Here is a 23500-nt window from a genome sequence, read left to right on the forward strand (position 1 = left end):
GGGCAACTACTCCGGTAATACGCTGTTTCCGGGCCAGAAACGATCGTGGGAGCGACGCGAGAGCGACCGATAGCGTTTTTCCCTCCCGGGTCCGTCAGAATAGCCGTGAACGTACGCGGAACCGTCGCCGGCGAGGTGTCGATCCGAACGGTGTCGACGAGTTACGGCGAGAGCGAACTCGCGGAGGTGCCCGTTCGCGTGGAGTCGCTCGAGGACGAGGCGACGGGTTCGGAGGCAGTAGCCGACACGGATATTGCGGCCGATACAGATGAAGCGGACGACGTTGCGACTACAGTCACGGTCACCTGCTGGGGCAAGTGGACCGAATCCGCCGAGCGCCTCGAGCCGGGAATGGAACTGCTGGTCACGAACGCCGAGGAGGGCGAGTACCAGGGTGAGACGCAGTACTCGACGACGAAGGAGTCCTACGTCGTCGTCGAACCGAGCTTTCTCGTGAACGTCACGGCCATTCGAAACTGGGTCGAGTGTCCTCGCCTGTACTACCTGAACAAGCTCTCGGGCGTCCCGCTCAACTACCCGGTGGTCAGGGGGACCATCGTTCACGAGGTGTTCGGCGATCTGCTCCGGGGTCGCGACCTCGAGGCCGCGATCGACGAACGGATCGACGACCGCGGCCTCGAGTTGGGTTTGCTCGGCGAGTCGCCCGCAACAGTCGAGGAGGACGTCCGGAAGAACGCCGCGGCCATCGAGGGATGGCTCGAACAGGGTCGGCTTACGGGTGGGGATGGGGCGGCCACTTCCACCGAAGACGGGGCGACCACTGCCGCTGAAGATGGGGCGACCGCTGCCGACAGCTCGTCTCAATCGTTCGCCCCCGAAGCAAACGAGTGGCGCTCCGAGCAGTTGCTTATCAGCGAAACCTTCGGCATCCGCGGGCGGGCCGACGCCATCCGCCGCGGGGCGCCCGTCGAACTCAAGACCGGAAAAAACCTCCGGAAGGAACCCCGGTTCAAGGACAAAGTCCAGGCGGCCTGCTACGCGCTCCTGCTCGAGGAACACGGCGACCCCGTCGATACCGGAACCCTGCTCTACACCAAAAACTCCGCGCTCGAGCGCGACGAGGAGACCGGCGACCTCACGCCCGCGAAGGACTTCTCGATGGGGCACGGGCTGCTGAAGTACGTCGTCCGCCTGCGAAACGAGATCGCAGCAATGGAGATGTCGGGGTCGATCCCAACCGGAAAGGAAGCGGACGCGAAGTGCGAGTACTGCTTCGAGCGCGACACCTGCATGGTCGTCTCCGGGCGCCTGGACCAGGAGTCCAAGGCCGGGTCCATCAGCCAGGCGCTCCCCGACGAGGAACTCGAGCACTTCGATCGCTTTTACCGCGCCATCGAGGAGGAACGCCGCGAGGTTCACCGGGAGTACGCCAAGCTCTGGGAACAGACCGCCGAGGAACGCGCCGACGACGACCGGGCGATCATCGACCTCGAGTTCGACGGCATGCGTGAACTCGAGGGCGGGCGCTGGGAGTTGCGCGCACGCCAGCGCTCCCCGGCGACCTCGAAGATCCGCGAGGGCGACCTGGTGCTCGCGAGTGACGGCCACCCCGTTCGCGGGGAGGCCGAACTCGCCCGCATCGAACGGCTGGACGAGGAGGTCGTCCTGACCGCCGACGAACCCGTCGAGGTGACTCGGCTGGACATCTACCCCTCCGAACTCACGACCGATCGACTGCTGACGGCCCTGCACGACGCCCTGCTGAAGGGCGACCAGCGGCGAAAGGACATCCTCTTCGGTCGCGTCCAGCCGGAGTTCGACGACCTCGAGGAGACGTTCGTCGACAACAACACCGCACAGGACGAGGCGGTGCGAAAGGCCGTCGGCGCCCGGGACTGTGCGCTGATCCACGGTCCGCCGGGGACCGGGAAGACCTACACCATCGCTCGCGCGATTACCGAGATGGTCGAGCGCGGCGAGCGCGTCCTCCTGTCGGCGTTCACCAACCGCGCCGTGGACAACGCGCTCGAGGCCGTGCTCGAGTCGTTCGACGAGGCGGGCATCGACCCCAACGCCGTCGTCCGGATCGGCAGCGAGAGTGGCGTCCGTGAGGACATGCAGCGCTATCGCCTCGAGTGGTCGGGCGACCCCGAGGAACGGCTCGAGGAACTCCAGAGCGCCCGAGTGGTCGCGGCGACGACGGCCTCGTGCGGTTCTCGAGTGATGGCCGAGCAGTCGTTCGACGTGGCGCTGGTCGACGAAGCGGCCCAGCTCACCGAACCGGGGACGTACGCTGCCATCGAACTCGCCGACCGGTTCGTGCTGATCGGCGATCACGAGCAACTCCCGCCGGTCGTGCGTGCGGAGAACGACCTCTCGACCTCGCTGTTCGAGCGCCTCGTCGACCTCCACCTCGACGCCGGCGTGATGCTCGACCGCCAGTACCGGATGAACCAGCGCATCCAGTCGTTCGCCTCGCGGGAGTTCTACGACGGGGAACTGCGTCCGGCGACGCCCGAGGTGGCCGGCCGGACGCTCGACGACCTCGAGGGCGTCTCCCGCGACGCTCTCCCCGAATCCCTCCGCGACCCCGTCGCGTTCGTCCCGGTCGAGGGTGACGGCGAGCAATACACGGACGCCGTCGAAGCCGAACGAATCGCCGAGTTGATCGAGACGTACGAGCGAGCGGGACTCGACCGGAGCCAGATCGGCGTCATCGCCCCCTTCCGGGCGCAGGTCGCGACCATCTCGAACGCGGTCCCCGCCGACGTCACTGTCGACACCGTCGATCGATTCCAGGGCTCGAGCGAGGAGGTGATCGTCATCTCGTTTACGGCGACCGGCGACCTCGAGGGGCCGATCTTCGAGGACTATCGGCGGATCAACGTCGCACTGACGCGGCCCAAACGGGCGCTCGTGCTGGTCGGCGATCCGACCGCGCTCGAGTCCGATCCAGTCTACGCACGGTTGCTCGAGTGGGCACAGTGAGCGAGAGGGGGTCGATATGCAGACGATTCACCGGTCATCGGTCGCGACGATTCGGCCCGAACCCACGGACGGAGAGACGCGTATCGAGTTCGAAGAATAGGCTTGCAGTTGCAGTGCAAGCCGTGAACCCAGTTCCCGTCCATAGTCCGGGTGTATGGCAGCACCACAACGCAGACCCGACTCCTCAAGTCTCGCCGAAGTACTCGACCGAATCCTCGACAAGGGTGTCGTCATCGACATCTGGGCTCGCGTCTCGGTCGTCGGGATCGAACTCCTGACCGTCGAGGCCCGCGTGGTCGTCGCCTCGGTCGACACGTTCCTCCACTATGCGGAGGAAATATCGAAGATAGAACGGGCGAGTTCCGAAGGCGATCTCGAGGACCTCGAGGAACTCGAGATCGAGCAGCGTCCCGAATCGTCGCCGCAATCGGCGGCCGAGTGATCACCACGAATGGGCTCGGACTCCGGACGCAAGCGAAAGGTTCGCGGACGGAAGATCAGGAGCGACCGATCCGTCAAGGAACGACGGAAGGCAGAAAAGCAACGCCGTCGGGCAGCGAAGGAAAACGGTAACGGGAGCGGCGCCACTGGCACAACCGACGCCAGCACCGACGTCCTTCGCTCGCCCCAGTCGGCAGCACCGGAGCCGTTCGTCTCGACGGACGCCGTCGAGGACCTGACGACTCGCATCGGGCGCTGGCTCGAGGCCGACCAGCCAGTCCACGTCGTCGGACCGACCGGCTGCGGGAAGACCGCGCTGGCGCTCTCGGCGGCGGCCGAACGCGGTCGTCCGGTCGTCTGGATCGACGGCGACCAGGCGGTCGACACAGGTACCCTCGTCGGCGAACACGCCGGTGGCGAGAGCTACGTCGAGGACGACCAGTACGTCAGCGGCGTCCACAAGCGAACCGAGGTCGTGCGCGAGCGCTGGGTCGACAACCCGCTCTCGGTCGCCGCCCGCGAGGGCGCGACGCTCGTCTACAACGAGTTCTCCCGGAGCGACCCGCTCGCCCACAACGTCCTGTTGTCGGTCTTCGAGGAGGGCGTCCTCGAGCGGCCGGGAAAACGCGGCGACGACCGGAAGATCGACGTCCACCCGGAGTTCCGGGCGATCCTCACCTCGAATACGGCCGAGTACGCGGGCGTCCACGAACCGCAGGACGCCCTCCTGGATCGAATGGTTGGCGTCCACGTCGACTACTACGACGCCGAGACCGAGCGTGAGATCGTCGCCGCGCACGTCGACCTGCCGGACGACCAGATCGAGCGGGTCGTCGACGCGACGCGCGCGCTTCGTGAGGAACTCGACGTCGTCGTCGGGACCCGCGTCGCCATCACGGCGGCGAAGGGACTCGCGGTCTTCGGTTCCGGGAACGACGACGCCATCGACGACGAGGTACTCGTGACGGTCTTCACCGACGTCCTTGCGCCGAAGTTCGCCGGTCGCGAGGACGGGTCGGACGTCGCCACCCTCGAGGACCGCGTTGCGGACGTCATTTGACGACGAGACTGACACCAACCACTAACTCGCTCGACGACGAAGAAAACCTATGGCCGAAGCAGAATCCGCGTCAACCGACCAGTGTAAGGCGATCACGTCCTCCGGAGAGCGGTGCTCGCGACCCGCCCGGGAGGATGGGTTCTGCCACCAGCACGGGCCGGACGACGAGACGGTCGACGAGGAGGAGGCGAGCGAGAACGCCGACGAATCGGCTGCGGAGGGATCGACTGCGGAGGAAACCGACGAAACCGGCGATACCAGCGAGGACTCACAGATGAACCAACAGGAAGCCACTGATCCGGAGGCGGTCGACACCGACGACGTCGACCTCGAGGCCGAAACGGACGACGACCAACTCGAGGGATTCCTCGCGATCCGACGACGGATCGAGCGCGCTGCCGATTCGATCATCGGCCACCCCCTCGACACGATCAGCGAGATCTCGCCGACCGACGAGGGCTGGGTGGCTGTCGTCGACGTGGTCGAACGGCGAGCAGTACCCGACACCCAGGACATCCTGGGGCGGTACGAACTCACCCTCGATTCGGATGGCGCGATCCAGGGCTACCAGCGCCTCGACCGGTTCCGTCGCGGCGACACGGTCGCGTTCGACTGAGCGGACGCCCCACGAGTCTGGTGTCCTGCCGTAGCCTCGAGTCCTGCCGATACCGTCGTGTCCTGCTGGTAGCCTCGAACCCGGTCAGCAGCCTCGAGTCCTGCAACTGTCGATCCCCTCGAAACCCCGCCGACGCAACACTCTCCTTTCCAGAACTCGACGTCTCGAGCGTGAGCGACTCCGATCGCGACGTGCCCGTTCAGGGCGTCGACCTCGACGACCAAACCCGTTGCGCCCACTACCGGAGCGACCGCGACGTCGTCGCCCTCCGGTTTGGCTGTTGTGAGAACTTCTTCGCGTGCTACCGGTGTCACGAGGCCGTGACGGACCACGAGGCGGTCCCGTGGCCGCGCGACCGGTTCGACGAACCCGCTGTCTACTGCGGCGCCTGTGGGGCGACCATGACGGCCCCCGAGTACCTCGAGCGCGAGCACACCTGCCCACACTGTGACGCGCCGTTCAACCCGGGCTGTCGACGACACGTCCACTTGTACTTCGAAGAATCCTCATAACCGTCCGAAACGCAAAAATCATCTTATGGGTAATAGATCCTCGTCTATACAATCATCGTGAACTAGTAGCCCACCCCCAGATTGAAGCCGAATCGTCCATCCGTGGGTTTTCCCGTCTTTGGTACACTCAGCTACGACATGTGTCGACGTCGAGTCCCCACTGTTCGTATCGACCGATAGTTGATACTCGACTTCTTCTTTGACTAACTCGTGAATAATCGCAACCGGCCAGTATGAATTCCCATCGTCAGTATCTCCACTCGAGGGATTGACCTCTGTGGTCTGTTCGAAAACCGTGGCGTCATTTCGTGTTATTTCAATTTCGACGGTTTGCATTTCCACTCTGTTATTAATCACTCCAATCGCTACGGGAATTTCAGACTTGGTGAATTCGAGGCATCCCGATGCACCGCAGGCCGACCCGGATACTGCGATACCAGTAAGAAAACGTCGCCTGTTCATAGTACCAACACTTTGGGTTTGAATTTAATACTATTGGTTATTCTTCGTAATTAGGCCGCATCTTTTCGAAGGAAGTTCTAGGATCATTAAATAGACTGCCGGTACGTCTCCTCTGGCGTTTTAGCGACCGGTACCAATTTGGAGCCAACCCAGCAGGTATTTTTGCGTGCGGGCGCCGCTATCGAGTATGGACTCCGCGCTTGGTCCCCCCGAATCGATGTCCGAGCGGCGCGCGGAACTCACGCCGATGATGGCCCAGTACCACGACCTCTGTGCCCGGTACGACGACGCCATCGTCCTCTTCCAGGTCGGTGACTTCTACGAGACCTTCGGTGGCGCCGCCGAGACGACTGCGCGGCTGCTCGAGCTCACCCTCACCAGCCGTGAGGACTCGACCGGCGAGTACCCGATGACCGGGATTCCGGTCGACAACGCCGCTACCTACGTCGAGGACCTGCTCGAGGCCGGGTACCGGGTCGCCATCGCCGATCAGGTCGAGGAACCGGGTGAGTCGGCGGGCGTCGTCGAACGGGCGGTGACGCGAGTGATCACGCCTGGGACGCTCACGGAGGACGAACTGCTCTCGAGCGACGACAACAACTTCGTGGCGGCGGTGGCCGTAGGCGACGGTTCCGAGGGTGCGAACGCGGACGTGGACACCAGCCCAGACACGAACGCGAACCCGGACGCAGACGTCGCCCTCGCCCTCCTCGACGTCTCGACCGGCGACTTCCTGACGACTAGCGCCAGCAGCCCCGAACGAATCGCCGACGAGATCAGCCGATTCACCCCCGCCGAGGCGGTCCTCGGCCCGAACGCTCCCGACGATATCCTCCCGGAGCGGTGTATGGTTACGCCGTTCGACCCCGAGGCGTTCGACCTCGAGCGCGCCACGGACCTCCTCGAAACGTACGTCGCTCGAGCGGAGGCGCTCGTCGCGAGCGATGCGGAGGTTCGCGCCTGCGGCGCCGTGCTCGCCTACGCAGAGTACGTTCGCGGAGGCGTCGAGGGAGCCGTGGACGAGGACGGTTCCGACGGGTCGCACGACGGCGAAACGGACGAGAGGTACCACGAAGACGAAGACGGCGACGGAGACGGAGACGACGAACCAGACCGCCCACGCCTCGAGTACCTCTCGCGACTCCGCCGGTACGACCCCCGCGAATACCTGCTACTCGACGCCGTCGCCGTCCGAAGCCTCGAACTCTTCGAACCGCGAGGCGTTCACGGCCGCGAAGAGGCAACCCTCGTCGGCGTCCTTGACCAGACGGCGAGCGCCCTCGGCGGTCGCAAACTCAGGGACTGGCTCCGGCGACCGCTGCTCGAGGCCGAGCGAATCGACGACCGTCTCGACGCCGTCGAGGAACTCTCCCGAGACCCCCGCACCCGAGAGGCGATCCAGGGCGCGCTGACGGGCGTGTACGACCTCGAGCGCCTCATCGGACGCATCTCCCGGGAGCGTGCCAACGCTCGCGACCTGCGCTCGTTGCGCGACACACTCGCCGTGGTCCCCGAGATCCGGGAGGCGCTCGAGGACGTCGAGGCCGCCCGCCTCGACCGAATCCGCGAGGCGCTCGACCCGCTCGAGGACGTCCGCCGACTGATCGACCGGGCGATCGTCACCGACCCGCCCCACGAGATCACCGAAGGCGGCATCGTCGCCGACGGCTACGACGAGCGCCTCGATACCCTCCGGGAGACCGCCAGAGACGGCAAGCAGTGGATCGACGCCCTCGAGGACCGCGAGCGCGAGCGGACGGGCGTCGACTCGCTCAAGGTGGGCTACAACTCGGTCCACGGCTACTACATCGAGGTGACGAACCCGAACCTCGAGGCCGTCCCGGAGGACTACCAGCGCCGACAGACGCTCAAGCGCTCCGAGCGCTTCGTCACGCCCGAGTTGAAGGAACGCGAGGACGAGATCGTCGGGGCCGAGAGCCGGGCCGACCAGCGCGAGTACGACCTGTTCTGTCGGGTTCGTCGCGACGTCGGCGCGGAGGTCGAGCGCGTCCAGACGCTCGCCGACGCCCTCGGGACACTCGACGCGCTGTGTTCCCTGGCGACCGTCGCCGCGGAGCACGATTACTGTCGGCCCGAGGTGCTCGAGCGTGGGAGCGGTGACGACGATGACGGCGGCGACAGCGACAGCGACGGCAATGCCCCCCGCATCGAAATCGAGACCGGCCGTCACCCCGTCGTCGAACGAACCCAGGAATCGTTCGTCCCCAACGACGCCCGCTTCGACGCTGAGGATCGACTGGCGATCATCACGGGACCCAACATGTCCGGAAAGTCGACGTACATGCGCCAGGTCGCCCAGATCGTCCTGCTGGCGCAGGTAGGGAGCTTCGTGCCCGCTCGAGGCGCGACGCTCACGCCGGTCGAGCGAATCTTCACCCGGGTCGGCGCCAGCGACGACATCGCGGGCGGGCGCTCGACGTTCATGGTCGAGATGGACGAACTCGCGACGATCCTCCGGGAGGCCGACGAGCGGTCGCTCGTCCTCCTCGACGAGGTTGGCCGGGGCACCTCGACGAGTGACGGTCTCGCCATCGCTCGCGCGATCACCGAACACCTCCACGACGAAATCGGGGCGATGACGCTCTTTGCGACCCACCACCATCCACTCACCGAACTGGCCAACGACCTCAAGGGCGCGTTCACTCGTCACTTCGAGACGACCCAGGAGGGCGGCGACGTCACCTTCGACCACGAAATCGCTCCTGGCGCGGCCGCTGGCTCGTACGGCGTCGAAGTGGCGACGTCGGCGGGCGTTCCCGACCCGGTCGTCGAGCGCGCCCGCGCGCTGGTTGACGGCGACAGCGACGGTGATTCCGGTGATCGGATCGACGCCCCCTCAGATTCCGCCTCGAGCCCTGCCGTGCCAGCTTCCACGTCGCCCGTGAGTTCAGACGGCGGCGACGACCCCAGCGACGTCGCGAGCGAACTCCGGGCGCTCGACCTGGCCCACCTGACTCCCGTCGAAGCGCTCACCGAACTCGACCGGTTGAAGCAGTTGCTCGAGGAGTGAGTAGGGGTCTACCGGTGAAGCGTACCACTGTGAGGACCGAAATGCAATCGATGATCGACAAACGAGAAGTGGCGCGATCACCGAGTCGATACCCGAAGAGTCGTTAGATCGTCTCCCGTCAGTTGTCGCCGGTTTTGCCCTGCCAGGCGTACGAGCGGCGTTTGGCCGATTTGCCGAAGCCACACGACGAGCAGACGCTCTTCTTGACGTGGTAGGATTTCTCACCGCAGCGCCGGCATTTGACGTGCGTCGTCTTGTTCTTCTTTCCTTGGCTCGGGGTTCCTGCGCCAGTCATGGAGTGATCGAAACGACGTTATCGCCGCGTATAATGGTTGTGTCTTGGACCGAGGGCTCGTCGGTCGGATCCGTTTCCTGGGAGACAGCGACGTCCTCGAGGACGAGATTCATGTGCTGGTCATAGCCGGCGAGATCGCCGACGTACTCCTCGCCGCTCTTGAGCCGAACGCTGACCCGGTCGCCGAGTGACGCTTCGAGGACATCTAGCGGTCGTCCACTCATACACGTGAAGGCAGTTGTTGGACACTTAACCGTACCGGTCCGGCGGCTCGAGTGGAACCCCTCCGAGGGCCACCAACCTCGAGTCGAACCCAGTCGAAGCGACGCGAGTATTTAAAGCATGAAAATTATTAAATACTAGTAATCGAAATCTGGGATCCAGAGCGACGAGTGAGGGTTTACCGCTGGCTACGTAATATAACCAGTGCCGGAGTGCCTCTGACAACCGGCGATTGCGGCGGGTCCCCGTGCCCGGGGGACGCGCCGTGGTGCTACCTTTTGACCGGCGTGATCAACAGCAGAGCGGTCACGTTCGATTCACTCGTACCCGAAGGTCTCGAGTGCCGGTTCTGGCCGCTCAACGAAGCGACTCGAGGTCGGCGTGGTCGGCGAGAAGCGCCTGCATGCGTTCGACGGTCGTCTCGTCGCGGGTTCGACCGCTGCGGACGATCTCCTCGGCCCGCTCGACGGTCGTGAGCGTGTCCGACTGGACCATCAGGACGGGGACGTGCTTTTCGGCCGCCTGGCCGAGGATCGCCCCGGACGGGCGGTGGCCGCCGGTCAGGATGAGACACTTCACGCCGCGTGCCTCGAGCGCCGCGGAGTGGATGTCCGCGCGGTCGCCACCCGTGATGACGGCGGCGTTTTTCGTCCGCCGGAAGTGCCTGAGCGCGCTGTCGGCACCCATCGCCCCGACGGAGAAACGCTCGACGTACTCGTCGAGGCCGTTCTCGGAGAGCACGCGCCCGCCGAGTTCGTCAGCCAGGTCCTGGACGGTGATGCCGGCCAGTGTCTGGTCCCGCGGCAGGACGCCGTGGACTGGTACGCCCCGCCCCTCGAGGAAGGGCGCGACGTCGGACTCGAGCTGGTCCCGGACGGAGTCGGCGACGGCGTTGAAGAGGACGCCGTCGAACTGGTCACCGAACGCCTCCGCCGCGGCCAGCACGTCGTCGACGTCCCCCGGGGTCTCGTAGGGAGCGATCACCAGCACGCGCGCGTCGACCAGCGACGCAATGTCCGCGTCGGTCAGGTCCACGATGGCCCCCTGCTCGAGTCGGCCCGCACCCTCGAGGAACATTCGGTCGCGGTCCGCCGCGAGGGCGTCGTAGGCCTCCGAGACGCGCTCGCGCAGTTCCTCCGGGTGTTCTCGTCCCCGAATCGCCTGTTCGATGAACGTCGGCGAGTAGACTACCGGCTCGAGGTCGTGCATCTCGGCGTCCAGGCCGAGGATTTCGCGTGCGAGCATCGGATCGGTGTCGAGGGTCTTGCCGACGTTGCTCTGGAGTCGGGTCCCCTTGGGTTTCATGTAGCCGACGTCGTCGCCGGCTTCCGCGGCGTGGTTGGCCAGCGCGAGCGTGATCGCCGTTTTGCCCGTGCTCTCCTCGAGGGAGGCGACCAGGATCGGCCGGGTGTCGTTCGTCTTCACATTCGCCGTGGTGTCGGTGTCGGTTTTGGTTTCGGTTTCCGTGTCTGAGTCGGTCATAGCTCCTCCGTGTCAACGGTCAGTCTGAGGTCGATCGCCTGTACGCCGTCGGATCCGGCGACGAGGGGGTTCACGTCGAGTTCGAGGATCGCCGGGAAGTCGGTCACCAGCTCTGAGAGCCGCTGGATCGACTCGACGACGGCGTCGACGTCGGCCGGGTCGCGCCCTCGAGCGCCGCGCAGGAGCGGCGCCGCCTTGATCTCGTCGACCATCTCCCGGGCCTCGCTCTCGCCGATCGGCGCGACCCGGAGCGAGGTGTCCTCGAGGATTTCGACGAAGATGCCGCCCAGGCCGAACAGGAGCAGGGGACCGAACTGCGGGTCCCGGTTCATCCCGATGATGGTCTCGGTCGAGGCCTCGAGGTCGAGCATCTCCTGGACCTGGACGCCGATGATCGTCGCGCCGGGCTGGTAATTTCGCGCCTTCGCGACGACGTCCTCGTAGGCGTCATAGACCTCGTCGTCTGCCACCCCCACGCGGACGCCGCCGATGTCGGACTTGTGGCTGATGTCCGGGCTGACGATCTTGAGGACGACGTCGCCGTCGATCGACTCCGCGACCGACCGCGCGTCCGCCGGATCGTCGACGATCTCGCCCCGCGGCGTCGGAATGCCGTAGGCCTCAAGCAACTCCATCGCCTCGACGCCGAGGCGGTTGTCCGCCCGGTCGCGGGCAGTCTCGAGGATCTCGCGGGCCCGCTCGCGGTCGACGTCGAAGGTCGCGGGCTTGTCGGACGTCGCCTCGCGAATCGAGCGATAGCGCTCGAGGGCGTCGAGCCCCGAGACGGCCCGGGCGGGGTCGAAGTAGTTGGGGATGCCGGCCTCCCGGAGGATCGCCTCCGCGTCGCGCGAGCGACTGCCGCCCATCAGGCTCGTGACGATGGGTTTCTTGTGCTCGTTTCGCTTCTCGATCACGATTTCGCTCAGGTCATCGTACGCGAGCACGGCCGTTGGGGCGCTGACGACGACGGCGCTGCCGACGTTGGGATCCGATAGGGCGATGTCGAGCGCCGTCTCGAACCGCTCGACGTCGGCGTCGCCGATCACGTCGATCGGGTTGTAGACGTTCGCCTCCTCGGGCATCGTCTCGGCCAGTCGGTCGATCGTCTCGTCGGTGAAGCCGGCCATCGACAGCGTCGAGTCGCCGACGGCGTCGGTGGTGAGCACGCCTGGCCCGCCGGCGTTCGTGACGACGGCGACGCCGTCGGTCTCGGGCGTCGGCAGTCCGGAGAGCGCTCGCGCCCAGTCGAACAGTTCCTGGACCGATCGCGCCCGGAGGACGCCCGCCTGCTCGAGGCCGGTCTCGTAGGCGGCCTCACTGCCGGCGATGGCGCCCGTGTGCGAGGAGGCCGCCTGGGCCCCCGCGTCCGTGCGACCGGACTTGACCAGCACGATCGGCGTGTCGTCGCTGACCTCGCGGGCGACCTCGAGGAACTCGTCGCCGTGGTCGATTCCCTCGAGGTAGCCGATGACGACGTCCGTCTCGGGGTCGTCGCCCCACTCGCTGACGAAGTCGGTCTCGTCGAGTACCGACTTGTTGCCCAGCGAGACGACGTCCCGGAAACCGATCCCCTGCTCGTTCGCCCAGTCGAGGACGGCGGTGATGAACGCGCCCGACTGGCTCATGAACGACACCGAGCCCTCGAGGGCGTTCTCGGGACCGAACGTGGCGTTCATCCCGGTCTGTGTGTTCATAATCCCCAGACTGTTCGGGCCGACCAGATTCAGGTCGTACGACGCGGCGAGGTCGCGCAACTCGCGCTCGCGAGCGGCGCCCTCGCTACCGGTCTCGGCAAACCCGGCCGTGATGACGACGACGTTCTCGACACCCGCCTCGGCGCTCTCCTCGATCGCTTCGAGGACGATCGACGGCGGAACGACGATCACCGACAGGTCGACCGGCGGCGCGCTCGCGACGTCCGGGTAACTCTCGAGACCCAGCACGGACTCCCGGTTGGGGTTGACGGGGACGACGTCGCCCCGAAAGTCCGCCTGCAGATTCTCGAGAATCGCCCGTCCGACGGCGCCATCGCGGTCGGTCGCGCCGACGACGGCGACGGTCTCGGGTGCGAATAGATCGCGTAACCTTCCCATCGAATGTACTGTTCCCCGGGAAGGGAGTTAAACGTGGGGCCGTTCCCTGCGGGTGGGATTCACCGGAGACTAGTGGGTCGAAATCGCCGCGACCGACCGACTCGAGAGCGCGATCACCAGCAGGTAGACGGCGATGGCGACGACGATGATCGAGCCGCCGGAAGGGAGCCGCTGCGAGATGGCCAGGCCGAATCCGCCGGCGATCGAGAGTTCTCCGAACAGGACCGAGAGGACCACCGTTTCCCGGAATCCGCGGGCGATCTGGGAGGCGGCTGCCACGGGGATGACGAGCATCCCGGCGACGAGGATGACGCCCAGGACCTGGATCGAGCCGACGACCACGACTGCGGTCATCACGACCAACAGCGTGTTGTACGCAGTGACGTTCAGTCGCGCGACGCGGGCGGCCTGCTCGTCGAACGTGATGAGCAGGAGTTGTTTGTACGTGTAAGCGACGACCGCGACGACCGCGACGCTGAGGACGGCCATCAACCGGGCGCTCGAGGCCGTGACGATCGAGAGGTCGCCGAAGAGGTAATCCTCGATGCTGATGCCGCGCCGGCCCCGGCCCCAGCTGACGACGAGCGTCCCGACGGCGAAACTGCCCGTGAGCATGATCGCGACGGGGACGTCGCCGTAGGCGTTCGTCCGCTCGGAGAGCCACTGGACGCCCAGCGCACCCAGAATCGCGACGACGAGAGCCGCGTACATCGGCGAGCCGGCCCAGCCGACCAGCGAGGCCGCGGCGAAGCCGATGGCGACGCCGGCGAAGGCCGTGTGCGCGAGCGTCTCGCCGATCAGCGCCATCTCGCGGTGGACGAGAAAGCTGCCGATGAGCGGGCCGACGACGCCGATCAGGACGCCGGTGGCCATCGACTGCCACATGAACGACCACTTGAAGACGTTCGTCCCGAGGTAGTAATCGAGCCACTGGCCGGCGATCATGAACTGTTCGTAGGCGCCGGCGGCCAGCGGATACTCCCGAAGCCAGTAGAGGACGACGAAGCCGATCATGACGGCGGCGACGAGGCCGGTGACGGCGAGGCCGACGGCCTCGAGTCCCCGGCGAAGACCGGCGTCGCGGCTCGTGGGGGCGTCGGTCGCCGTGGCAGTGTCTGTCCCTTCGGTCATCTCAGTGATCGTGGTGGACGATCTGTCCCGTTGCCCCGTAGGCCTCGGCGAGCGCGTCGCTCTCGACGAACGACTCGGTGTCGCCGTGGTGGTACAGTTCCGTGTTGATGCAGGCGATGCGCGAGGCGCGGTCCGTGACGACGCCGATGTCGTGCTCGATGAGGATGATCGTGATTCCCGACTCGTTGAGTGACTCGAGCAACTGGTAGAACGCGTCCCGGGACTCGGCGTCGACGCCGACGGTCGGCTCGTCCAGGGCGAGCAGGTCGGCCTCGCTCGCGAGCGCACGAGCGATGAACGCCCGCTGGCGCTGGCCGCCCGACAACTGGGTGACGCGCCGGTCTGCGATGTCGGTGATGTCGACCGTCTCGAGTGCGTCTTCGACGATGGCGCGGTCTTCGTCGGTCAGTCGCGCGTGGCCCGCGTGGGCGAACCGCCCCATGGTCACCGCCTCTCGGACCGTGACGGGCATCGACCCGCCCTGCTCGGTGGACTGCTGAGAAACGTAGCCGATGCGCTCGCCGTCGGCGAACTGATCGACCGGTTCGCCGAAGAGGTCGATCGAACCGCTGTCGGGCTCGAGCAGGCCGAGCATCAGGTGCAAGAGCGTCGTCTTGCCGGAGCCGTTGGGGCCGATCAATCCAAGGAACTCGCCTTCCTCGATAGTCAGCGAGACGTCTTTTACGACCGGCGTCTCGCCGTAGGCGAACGACACGTCGCGAACGTCGACCGCGGAAGTCACTGTCGACTCTCCGCCCGCGAGGGAGTTAGTTCTTGCACTTTTGTGCTGGTACTCGAGAGACATCACTCGGATTTGAGGGCCGCCCGAAGCGACGGCAGGTTCACTTCCGTCATCTGTTCGACCCAGCCCCAGTCGCGGTCGTTCCACTCGGCCATCGTGCCTCCGACGGGCGTCAGTGGCGCCGTCTCAGTCGCCTGGCTGTCCTGGACGATGGTCTCGGCGAGCGGCGATACGTCGCCCTCGGGAACCTCGAACGGATCGTAGAGGATCGTGTCGATGGCGCGTTCGTCGACGAGTTCGATCGTCTCGGCGATTTCGCCCGCGCTCGGCGATTCGTCGGGGGAGACCCCGACCGGCGAGTGGAGTTCGAAGCCGTAGCGGCGCTCGAGGTACCGGAACGAGTCGTGGCCGGCGAGGACGGCGACCTCGAGGTCGGCCTCGTCGACGAGCGCCCGGAACTGCTCGTCGACCTCGGCGAGGCGCTCGGCGTACGCCTCGGCGTTGGCTTCGAAGGTGTCTGCATCGTCGGGCGCGACCTCGCCGAGTCCGTCGGCGATGGTGTGAACGACGTCCGCGGCGAGCACGGGGTCGAGCCAGACGTGCGGGTCGTGGAACGCGGTCATCCCCGATCCGGCGTCGGCGGCGACCTCGACGCGGAGCGGGTCGGCGCTCGAGTCCCAGACGCGTTCGTCGTCGCGCCGGAGTTCGAAGATCACGCGCGTCTGCCCGCTCTCACGGCCACGTATTTCGACGGCGTCACCGTGGGACTCGATCTCGAGGACGTCTGTCGATCCGTCGTCGGCGACTCGAGCCCCGAGTTGGTGGGATTCGTTCGCGCCGAGCGCGAGGTCCTCGCCGTCGACCTGGACGGCTGCCTCGAGTTCGATCGATCCGTCGGCGGGGACTGGCGGAACGCCGCCGTCCCAGTGGTCGTCGTGCCAGGTTGCGGTTACGTCGCCCGAGGAGGTCAGTAGCTCGAACTCGTCGACGGAGAGCGACTCCGAGTCGTCGTCGTGTTCGCTCTCGTTGTCGTCGTTGTCGTGCTCACTCTCGTGATCATCGCCGTCGTCGTGTTCACCCTCGTGATCGTCACCGTGACTATGGTCGTCCTCGTCGTCGTGGCTCCCATCGTCACCTTCGTGTCCGTCGTCGGAAAACGAGAGGAAGCGGTCCTCGCTAATCCCCTCGAGTGCGTCGATGACGACGACGTCGGTCGAGTTGGATTCAGCCTCGAGCTGGCCAGCGATGTCCTGGGCCCAGGTGAATTCGGGACTGTCGAAGTAGACGAACACGTCGGTTTCGGCGACGGTTCGAACCAGATCGCCCTCCGGGCTCCACCCGTGTCCGAGCTGGCCGGTGTCGACGGGGTTCTCGAAAGACCCCGCGTCGCCAACCACCTGGTTCGTCCAGTCCCAGAGCGGGAAGAAGGCGGCGTACCCGGAGAGGTCGCCGGCATCGCCGCCGTCGCCGTCGGCGCCCGGTTCACTCAGGCACCCTGCGAGCGCGCCGACGCCGAGAGCCGATGCCCCGTGGCCGAGCACGCGGCGTCGTGTCAGGTTCATATGCTCCCCCAGCGGCGTCACCGATAAAAGTGTTATTATCTCGGGCGCACTAATTATTAACTCGAGCCAGTCTAGGGGGGGTGAATTATTATCGAGACGATCCGTCGACCAACGAAACCACCCGGGCGTTCGTCAGGTCCTCGAGTTCTGTCGGATCGATCGGAAACACCGCCGTAGGCGTTCCGGCCGCCGCCCAGACCGTCTCGAACTCGAGCAGCGTTTCGTCGAGGTACATTGGGACGGGCCGGTCGTGACAGAACGGCGGGACGCCGCCGATCGACCAGCCCAGCCGAGATTTGATTCGCTCCGGATCGGCCATCTCGATGGTATCGGGCGCGACGCCGACGGCCTCGGCCAGTGCACCTTCGTCGACCCGATTCGCGCCGCTCGTGACCGCCACCACGAGGTCGCCGTCGGCGTCGAATGCCAGCGAACTCGCGATCTGGACGACGTCGCAGCCGACGGCCTCGGCGGCGTCGGCAGCCGTCTTCGTCCCTTCCGGAAACTCCTCGACGGCCGGATCGAACCCGTACTCCTCTCGAGCCTGTGCGACGAAGGTCGCTGCACGCGGATGCATTAGCCTGAGACTCACACGCACGGGTTTAATAGGTAGCGGTCGCCCACCCAGTCTCGTAGCGGTCGCCCGGCTTTCGTGACTGCCTCGGCGATCCGAGCGAGCACCGCAATCAGTGCAGTTCGACAGCCACTGAGACGGACTCGAGCCGACGGTACGCCGGCCCTGAATCTCGTTCGTGTTCGCACTCGTACTCGTACTCGTACTCGTGCTCACGCTCGCGCTCGAGGCCGAAGACGTCGAGGCGAACGACGAGTCGTCCCGGTTCGACGGTCGCCCGGAGCACCGGACCGCGACTCGTCACGACGACGTACGGCGGGGCCGCAACCGGTCGTGCAGGCAGGGCGTACCCCGCCGATTCGACCAGGTCGACGAGGATCGGCGGAAAGGCCCACAGGAGTCCAGCCGCCTCGAGTTCGGCTTGCAAGGGCTCGACGACGGCCACTCGTTCGGTGACTGTCTCGGCTGGCCATGCCTCGGAGACGGCATCCGCAGACGCCTCGAGACGCCGCAGAACCCCTCCGTGCTCGTCGCAGAGCCGTCTCTCGATCGCTCGCGTCGTGGCTCGGCGGTTCAAGGACGACCACCCGCCGTTGCTGTGAGTCGGGGCGTCACGAGTCCGCAGCGTCCAGCCACTGCCTAACCTCGTCCCGGGTCGGGAGCGCCGTCATTGCCCCCGGCTCGGTCGTCGCCCGGGCGGCCACCGCGCTGGCGAACGCCAGGGTCTCTTCGAGTCCCCGCCCCTCGCGAAGTGAGGCAACGAGTCCGGCGACGAACGCGTCGCCCGCGCCGGTGGTGTCGACGACGTCGGCCTCGAAGCCGGGATGCTCGAAGACGGCCTCGGGCGTCGGTGCCGTCGCGTCCGTGACGACTATCGCGCCCTCGCTCCCACGCGTGAGGAAGACGGTGTGGGGGCCGTAGTCGAGGGCGTCGCGGGCGACGGCTTCCGGCGTCTCGCCTGCACAGCCGAGGGCCTCGAGTTCCTCGACGGTGGCTTTACAAACGTCGGTCGCCGCGAGTGCCTCTCGGCCGATTCCCTCGAACGTCTTCGAGTCCGGCCAGAGTTCGGGTCGGTGGTTCGGGTCGAAGGAGGTCGTACAGCCCGATTCCTGGGCGCGCTCGAGTAACTCGAGGGTCGCCTCGCGCGAGCGGCCGCTCGAGAGGGTGACGCCGCCGGTGTGGACCCACTCGAGCGAACCGAGGGTCTCGTCGTCGACGGCCCCCGGTGCGAGGCGCGTGTCTGCGGTCCCGTCGCGGTAGAACGAGAATGTGCGATCGCCTGACTCGTCGTGGGTGACGAACGCGAGCGTCGTCTGTGCGTCGGGATCGACCTCGACGAAGTCGTCGGGGAGGCCGTGATCAGCGAGGACGTTCACCAGGTAACGCCCGAAGGGGTCGTCGCCGACGCGCGTCCAGAGAGCGGGGTCGTGCTCGAGACGAGCAAGCGCGACGGCAACGTTCGCCGGCGCGCCGCCTGGTCGTCGTTCGAACTGGCCGACAGCCGAGAGCAGTCCCGGCCGGTCGGGGAGGAAGTCGACCAGCGTTTCGCCGGCGACGAGGACGGATGCGTTCATACGGGCGGATCGGTGGGCCTCGAGTATAGTGTTCCGGGTTCGAGCGATTGGCCGGCGCTTGAGCGGCAGGTGGGAATCCGGGGCCAAAAATTCGATCTTGAGCAATAATTTTCTCGAAGTCGTAAAAACTGGTTCTGACTCGAGAAGAATTATTTTCTAATGGAAAGGCTTTAAGAGGGATGACGACGTAGTTGGACGTGAGATGAGCACCCAAAAGACCGTCCGTCAGCAGGCCGACACCGTCGAGGAGAACGCACTGCGACTCGACCAGGAGAAGGCCGAGCAGGTCGTCGACGCGCTGAACACGGAGCTCGCGAACTCGTACGTGCTGTACCACCAGCTCAAGAAGCACCACTGGGTCGTCGAGGGCGCGGAGTTCCGCGACCTGCACCTCTTCTTCGAGGAGGCCTACGAGCACGCCGAGGTGGGCGCCGACCTGATCGCCGAACGCGCACAGGCGCTGGGCGGCGTCCCGGTTTCGGGTCCCTCGAACCTCGAGGATCGAGCGACCGTCGAGTTCGAGGGCGAGGACGTCTACGACCTACGCACGATGATGGAGAACGACCTCGAGATCTACGGGGAGATCATCGAGTCGATGCGCGACAGCATCGAACTCGCGACGAACCTCGGAGATCACGCGACCGGCCAGATCCTCCGGGAAATCCTCGTCGACGTCGAGGACGACGCCCACCACTTCGAGCACTACCTCGAGGACGAAACCCTCGTGCTCGAGGACGCGACCCACTGAGGCAGTCGCGAGGCTGAACCGGCGAACGATCTCGTCGACGACCACTTTCTCATCGTTTTTCGCTTCTCGTGAGCCTCGGGACTCGAGGCTCAACGCACGAGGCTCGACACACGAATATCCCCAGGAATTCTACGTCTACGGATGAGTCGGGTTCTCGGCCGTGAACCGGGATTCACCCACCGGCCGTCGTAGTACCGCTGACGACCTGGTTCAGACTTCGAGTACCGCTGACGACCTGGTTCAGACTTCGAGTACCGCTGACGCCCCGCCTCAGGCTTCGCGTAGTTCGCGCAGTTTTTCGCGACCCGGCGCGATCAACTCGTCCAGGTAGCTCGCGAGCGTTCCCTTCGCGTCGGCGGGGTGGAGTTCGCCCGACTCGAGGTCGCTCGCCAGGTCCTCGTAGCTCCCGTACTTGAGGTCGCCGCCGTACTTCTCGGGGCGTTCGACGAGCACGGTCTCGAATCGCGGGAAAACGTGGTACTCGAACAGTTCGAGGACGGGGTTCTCGAGGTCGCCCTCCGGGTCGCGGGTCGGCGGACAGAATGCCGAGTTCACCTTGTCATCGAGGTCGTCAGCCGAGTCCTCCATCGAGATGGTGACGCCCTGGCTCGAGGACATCTTGCCCTCGCCGGTCGTGAGGTCGGCAACGATGGGCGTATGGAGACACGGACGGGCCTCGTAGCCCAGCTCGGGAAGCTCCTCGCGCATCAGCATGTGGACCTTGCGCTGGTCCATCCCGCCGACGGCGAGGTCGAGGTCGAGGTACTCGATGTCCAGCGCCTGCATCAACGGGTAGACGACGTGGCTCACTTTTGCCGTCTCCCCCGACTGCAGCTCGGCCATCGCTCGCTGGGCGCGATTCAGCGTCGTCGAGAGCTCGAGTTCGTGGAGGTCCAGCACGTAGTCGTCCTCGAGCTGGTAGCTCGAGCCGTAGACGAACTCGGTCTGGGACTCGTCGAGCCCGTAGGCGAGGAACTGCGCGCGCATCTGCTCGGCGGTGTCCCGAATTTCCTCGAAGGTTCCCTTCCCGTTGAGGTAGGCGTGGACGTCCGCGAGCAGGACGACGACCTCCATGCCGGCGTCCTGAAGGTCGATGAGCTTGTTCGCGGTGAGCAGGTGTCCCAGGTGCAAGACGCCGGAGGGCTCGTAGCCGACGTAGACGCGCTTGCCAGCCGGGTCGGCGGCGAGTTCACGTACCTCCTCGTCGGTGACGACCTCGTCGACGTTCCGCGTAATCAGGTCGTAGGTGTCCATACGTGGACGGTACCGGAGCAGGGATTTATGCGTTCTTGAACGATGCGAACGCGACTCGAGACGTGCTACAGTTCTTATAGTAATATCTGGGGGCTCGAGTGCTTACCCTGGCGTGCTCGCCTGCCGATTACGAAGCGGCGTGCTCGCCTGCCGAATACGAAGCGACGTGCTCACTTGTCGAACACGAAACGAAGCGGCAACCCGATCGCGAAACAGAGCGCGGCCAGGATCATCCCGACCGGTGGGATCGGCGCGATCACGAACACGATACCGAGCAGGATGAGCACCGTTGAGAGGCGAACCATACCAGTATACTCGAGCGACAGCCGTGTAGGGGTGATGCCGGCAAACGCAGCGTCCACCAGCACGAGGTCCGTCAATCGGCCGTCGTCGCGTCGGTCCCTGCACTCGCTGGCGACGACCGCCAGTAGGCCTGGGCGTACGCACCGACGAACATGCCGGCGATACCCCAGAGAATCGCGTAGTTGCCAATTCCCAGGCTGGCGTAGGCTGCACCGGGACAGATTCCGGACAGTCCCCAGCCGACCCCGAATATGCCGCCGCCCAGCAGGACGTTCCTGTCGAGGGACTTGAGCCGCCGCCCGTAGCGCACGCCGGTCAACGGGGCCATCCCGAGGAATCGAGGCGCGCCGAAGAAGGCGAGGCCGGTGACGGCGGCGCCGCCGAACATGACGAACAGGAGGCCGAAGTCCTCGAACTGGAGGAACGAGAGGACGACCTCCGGTTTCGCCATCTCGCTCAGCGCGAGGCCGACGCCGAAGACGAGGCCACCGAGGAAGACGACGGGCAGAAACAGCGGATGCTGCTCGTGGTCCTGGACGACCGCGGCTGGCTCGGGGCTGGTGCTCACGGCGACACCCCCGCGGCCATCGCCAGTTGCGCGGTCACGATTGCGACGAGGAGGAACGAAAGCACGCCGACGAACGACGTGCTCGAGGCGGAGCCGACACCGCAGACGCCGTGACCGGAAGTACACCCCTTTCCGAGACGGGTACCGACGCCGATGAGCACGCCGCCGACCAGGAGTCGCCAGGGCGCGACCGCCGTCACCCAGGCTCCGCCGCCGGTCGCGAGCGTGTAGAGCGCTGCCCCGGAGACGATGCCGAGGGTGAAGACGACCCGCCAGTCTCGAGAGGCGCGATAGCGGTCGAGTCTCGAGAGTGACGAGCCGTAGGATAGCGTCGACTCGAGGAAGGTGCTCGCGCCGGGAGCGATGGCGGTCGCGAGGTAGATGGTAACGACGCCGAGACCGACGAGGACGCCGCCGAGGGCGTAGTGATCGATCCCATTGGGAAACGGTGCGGCCGGGAGGAGCGACTCGAGTGGCATTGGTGTACTCCTCGAAAGGGGGCGGCCCCAGATCAATGTTTCAACTGGACCGCCCTCACGAGCCTACTCAGTGCTCGAGGTTCTCGAGGGCCTCGTTCAACACGTCGTCGACGACCGCGGCGACGGGCAGGTGTTCCTCGAACGCGGTCGAGAGCGTCGCGAAGTAACTTTCTGGAAGTCCAGACTGATCGACATCGTAGGTCTTGGCCGTAATGTCCCGCTTGTTCCCCTTGTTGGTGATGTTGCGCTCCGCCAGGAGGGGTTTGAGCGTCTGCTGCCACCGCTCGCTATTATACACGTGGTAGAACTCGTCACGAAGCGGGACGTTCGTCGGGCAGACCAGGTAGTAGGTGAGTTCTCCACGGGTGAACGAACGGTTCTTTCTGATCGGGTGGCCGAAGTGAAGCCTGAATCCCGTCTCACCCCACGTCGCTTCGTTGTCGGTCGTCGGTTCGAGGTTCTCGTCTCTGTACCAGCCGTGGCGGAAGAGACAGCCGTATTTGCCGGGATCGTCCCGCATCTGCCACTCCTCGGTCCACAGGTCGTCTTCCAGCTGATCCCGGAACAGGGTGGGCCAGTCCTCGAGCGCCCGCTGACGGAGCGCTTCGGCTGCCTCGAGTAACTCGTCGATGTCGTCTCGGTACTCACTGAGCAATCGTACTTTCTCTTTTTGAATCATAGTGAAGTCGTCTTCGTCCGTTCGCGTGACGGCCGTAATCGTCGAGAGGAAATCCTCGAGTTGGGCGACGCTCCGATCCGGATACCTCCCGTGAGACCGCCGAAGCCGCTCTCGAAACGCGTCGGCCACGTGCTGCCATGAGATGGCTCGAAATTCCGTCGCGCTCGCGTCGGCAGCGTACTGCTTCGAGAGGAAGACGTAGTGTTGTCCATCCTCGGGATATTCGTCCTTCTCCTCGGTGCCGACGTGCGTGTCTTCGACGTAGCGTTCCGTCTGTCGTCGCCCTTCCGACGCGTCGACCTTCGACTCGATCCAGAGGAACCACTCCTGTGGGGCCCGGATCAGGATGTCGAGTCGATTGTTCTGTGGCGACGTGAGTTCGGTCTCGACCGTGACGTTCTGAATGTCACGGTGGTAATACTCGAGATCGGTCGTCGTCTCCCGACGTACCGTCTCGAGGAAGCTCTTCAGTAGGTCCGCTCCGAACCCGTGCGGCTGGGAGGGGTCGAGGAAGTACGCCAGGAACGTATTCCAGTGCTGCTCCGAGCGTGCCGAGCCGAGAATCCTGAACGTCGATTTCGGCGGTTCGGGGACCTCGGGCAGGGCGTCGAGCGAGAGCCGAAGTTCCCGAAACCGGTCCGCTAGCTGGTCGTTCGTCGCCATCGGTCACGCTTACTCACGAACCGGCATAAATTCCGGCCGCGCATACTGTTACCGACGACG

At 65.5% G+C, this 23500-nt stretch carries 22 protein-coding genes; 7 read left to right on the forward strand and 15 right to left on the reverse strand.

From position 1 onward, the window contains the following. Nucleotides 1-105 precede the first annotated feature (105 nt). The 6 genes from ACFQS4_RS19750 (at nucleotide 106) to mutS (ending at nucleotide 9071) form a co-directional block, all read left to right on the forward strand. Nucleotides 106-2949, forward strand: a complete 2844-nt coding sequence (locus ACFQS4_RS19750) for an AAA domain-containing protein (RefSeq protein ID WP_500195756.1) — start codon at nucleotides 106-108, stop codon at nucleotides 2947-2949. A 154-nt stretch (nucleotides 2950-3103) separates the two neighbouring features. Further along, nucleotides 3104-3391 carry a gas vesicle protein GvpA gene (gvpA, locus tag ACFQS4_RS19755; RefSeq protein ID WP_253437521.1) on the forward strand — a complete coding sequence of 96 codons (288 nt, stop codon included), beginning with the start codon at nucleotides 3104-3106 and terminating at the stop codon, nucleotides 3389-3391. Between the two features lie 9 nt (nucleotides 3392-3400). Next, nucleotides 3401-4450 (forward strand): gas vesicle protein GvpN, encoded by a 1050-nt coding sequence (gene gvpN, locus ACFQS4_RS19760; RefSeq protein WP_500195761.1) that lies wholly within the window; start codon nucleotides 3401-3403, stop codon nucleotides 4448-4450. A 49-nt stretch (nucleotides 4451-4499) separates the two neighbouring features. Then, nucleotides 4500-5066, forward strand: a complete 567-nt coding sequence (gene gvpO, locus ACFQS4_RS19765; RefSeq protein WP_500195765.1) for a gas vesicle protein GvpO, halophile-type — start codon at nucleotides 4500-4502, stop codon at nucleotides 5064-5066. A 170-nt stretch (nucleotides 5067-5236) separates the two neighbouring features. After that, a complete protein-coding gene (locus tag ACFQS4_RS19770; protein ID WP_500195767.1) occupies nucleotides 5237-5578 on the forward strand; it encodes a CHY zinc finger protein in 342 nt (113 codons plus the stop codon). A gap of 649 nt (nucleotides 5579-6227) precedes the next feature. Then, nucleotides 6228-9071, forward strand: coding sequence for a DNA mismatch repair protein MutS (mutS, locus tag ACFQS4_RS19775; RefSeq protein ID WP_500195770.1), 2844 nt, complete (start codon nucleotides 6228-6230; stop codon nucleotides 9069-9071). Nucleotides 9072-9189: 118 nt separating this feature from the next. Here mutS and ACFQS4_RS19780 read toward each other — a convergent pair whose 3' ends face one another. From ACFQS4_RS19780 to ACFQS4_RS19825, 10 genes are all read right to left on the reverse strand, one after another. Next, complete coding sequence (locus ACFQS4_RS19780; protein ID WP_253437512.1) at nucleotides 9190-9366, reverse strand: 50S ribosomal protein L37e; 177 nt, start codon at nucleotides 9364-9366, stop codon at nucleotides 9190-9192. Next, nucleotides 9363-9590 carry an LSM domain-containing protein gene (locus ACFQS4_RS19785; protein ID WP_254157817.1) on the reverse strand — a complete coding sequence of 76 codons (228 nt, stop codon included), beginning with the start codon at nucleotides 9588-9590 and terminating at the stop codon, nucleotides 9363-9365. The genes ACFQS4_RS19780 and ACFQS4_RS19785 overlap by 4 nt, the downstream gene beginning before the upstream one ends. 355 nt (nucleotides 9591-9945) lie before the next feature. Further along, the gene (locus tag ACFQS4_RS19790; RefSeq protein ID WP_500195774.1) at nucleotides 9946-11070 is read right to left on the reverse strand and encodes a phosphotransacetylase family protein; all 1125 of its coding nucleotides are present in this window, start codon (nucleotides 11068-11070) and stop codon (nucleotides 9946-9948) included. Next, the gene (locus ACFQS4_RS19795) at nucleotides 11067-13163 is read right to left on the reverse strand and encodes an acetate--CoA ligase family protein (RefSeq protein ID WP_500195776.1); all 2097 of its coding nucleotides are present in this window, start codon (nucleotides 13161-13163) and stop codon (nucleotides 11067-11069) included. The genes ACFQS4_RS19790 and ACFQS4_RS19795 overlap by 4 nt, the downstream gene beginning before the upstream one ends. Nucleotides 13164-13232: 69 nt before the next feature. Then, nucleotides 13233-14294 (reverse strand): metal ABC transporter permease, encoded by a 1062-nt coding sequence (locus ACFQS4_RS19800; RefSeq protein WP_500195778.1) that lies wholly within the window; start codon nucleotides 14292-14294, stop codon nucleotides 13233-13235. A 1-nt stretch (nucleotide 14295) separates the two neighbouring features. After that, nucleotides 14296-15036: a metal ABC transporter ATP-binding protein gene (locus tag ACFQS4_RS19805; RefSeq protein WP_500195781.1), complete on the reverse strand. Its 741-nt coding sequence runs from the start codon at nucleotides 15034-15036 to the stop codon at nucleotides 14296-14298. Between the two features lie 62 nt (nucleotides 15037-15098). Then, nucleotides 15099-16598, reverse strand: coding sequence for a metal ABC transporter substrate-binding protein (locus ACFQS4_RS19810; protein WP_500195784.1), 1500 nt, complete (start codon nucleotides 16596-16598; stop codon nucleotides 15099-15101). Nucleotides 16599-16686: 88 nt separating this feature from the next. Beyond that, on the reverse strand, nucleotides 16687-17175 hold the full coding sequence (locus ACFQS4_RS19815) for a YbaK/EbsC family protein (RefSeq protein ID WP_500195786.1): 489 nt from the start codon (nucleotides 17173-17175) through the stop codon (nucleotides 16687-16689). A 109-nt stretch (nucleotides 17176-17284) separates the two neighbouring features. Beyond that, nucleotides 17285-17749 (reverse strand): DUF7988 family protein, encoded by a 465-nt coding sequence (locus ACFQS4_RS19820; protein ID WP_500195788.1) that lies wholly within the window; start codon nucleotides 17747-17749, stop codon nucleotides 17285-17287. 34 nt (nucleotides 17750-17783) lie between these two features. Then, nucleotides 17784-18746 (reverse strand): carbohydrate kinase family protein, encoded by a 963-nt coding sequence (locus tag ACFQS4_RS19825; protein ID WP_500195790.1) that lies wholly within the window; start codon nucleotides 18744-18746, stop codon nucleotides 17784-17786. Between the two features lie 202 nt (nucleotides 18747-18948). Here ACFQS4_RS19825 and dpsA point away from each other — a divergent pair, with 202 nt between their 5' ends. Next, nucleotides 18949-19494, forward strand: a complete 546-nt coding sequence (gene dpsA, locus ACFQS4_RS19830; RefSeq protein ID WP_500195792.1) for a DNA starvation/stationary phase protection protein DpsA — start codon at nucleotides 18949-18951, stop codon at nucleotides 19492-19494. Between the two features lie 270 nt (nucleotides 19495-19764). On the opposite strand, the gene ACFQS4_RS19835 is transcribed toward dpsA, so the two are convergent. The 5 genes from ACFQS4_RS19835 to ACFQS4_RS19855 all read right to left on the reverse strand — a co-directional run bounded on the left by ACFQS4_RS19835 (nucleotide 19765) and on the right by ACFQS4_RS19855 (nucleotide 23440). Then, nucleotides 19765-20748 carry a tyrosine--tRNA ligase gene (locus ACFQS4_RS19835; protein ID WP_500195794.1) on the reverse strand — a complete coding sequence of 328 codons (984 nt, stop codon included), beginning with the start codon at nucleotides 20746-20748 and terminating at the stop codon, nucleotides 19765-19767. Between the two features lie 170 nt (nucleotides 20749-20918). Continuing rightward, nucleotides 20919-21053, reverse strand: coding sequence for a transporter (locus tag ACFQS4_RS19840; protein WP_500195796.1), 135 nt, complete (start codon nucleotides 21051-21053; stop codon nucleotides 20919-20921). Between the two features lie 71 nt (nucleotides 21054-21124). Continuing rightward, nucleotides 21125-21619 (reverse strand): DUF6691 family protein, encoded by a 495-nt coding sequence (locus ACFQS4_RS19845; protein WP_500195799.1) that lies wholly within the window; start codon nucleotides 21617-21619, stop codon nucleotides 21125-21127. After that, nucleotides 21616-22098, reverse strand: a complete 483-nt coding sequence (locus ACFQS4_RS19850; protein WP_500195802.1) for a YeeE/YedE family protein — start codon at nucleotides 22096-22098, stop codon at nucleotides 21616-21618. The genes ACFQS4_RS19845 and ACFQS4_RS19850 overlap by 4 nt, the downstream gene beginning before the upstream one ends. A 67-nt stretch (nucleotides 22099-22165) precedes the next feature. Then, on the reverse strand, nucleotides 22166-23440 hold the full coding sequence (locus tag ACFQS4_RS19855) for a PD-(D/E)XK nuclease family protein (protein WP_500195805.1): 1275 nt from the start codon (nucleotides 23438-23440) through the stop codon (nucleotides 22166-22168). Nucleotides 23441-23500: the final 60 nt, after the last annotated feature.

Origin of the sequence: Saliphagus sp. GCM10025317, from assembly GCF_042663665.1 — an archaeon.
Classification (GTDB): Archaea; Halobacteriota; Halobacteria; order Halobacteriales; family Natrialbaceae; genus Natronosalvus.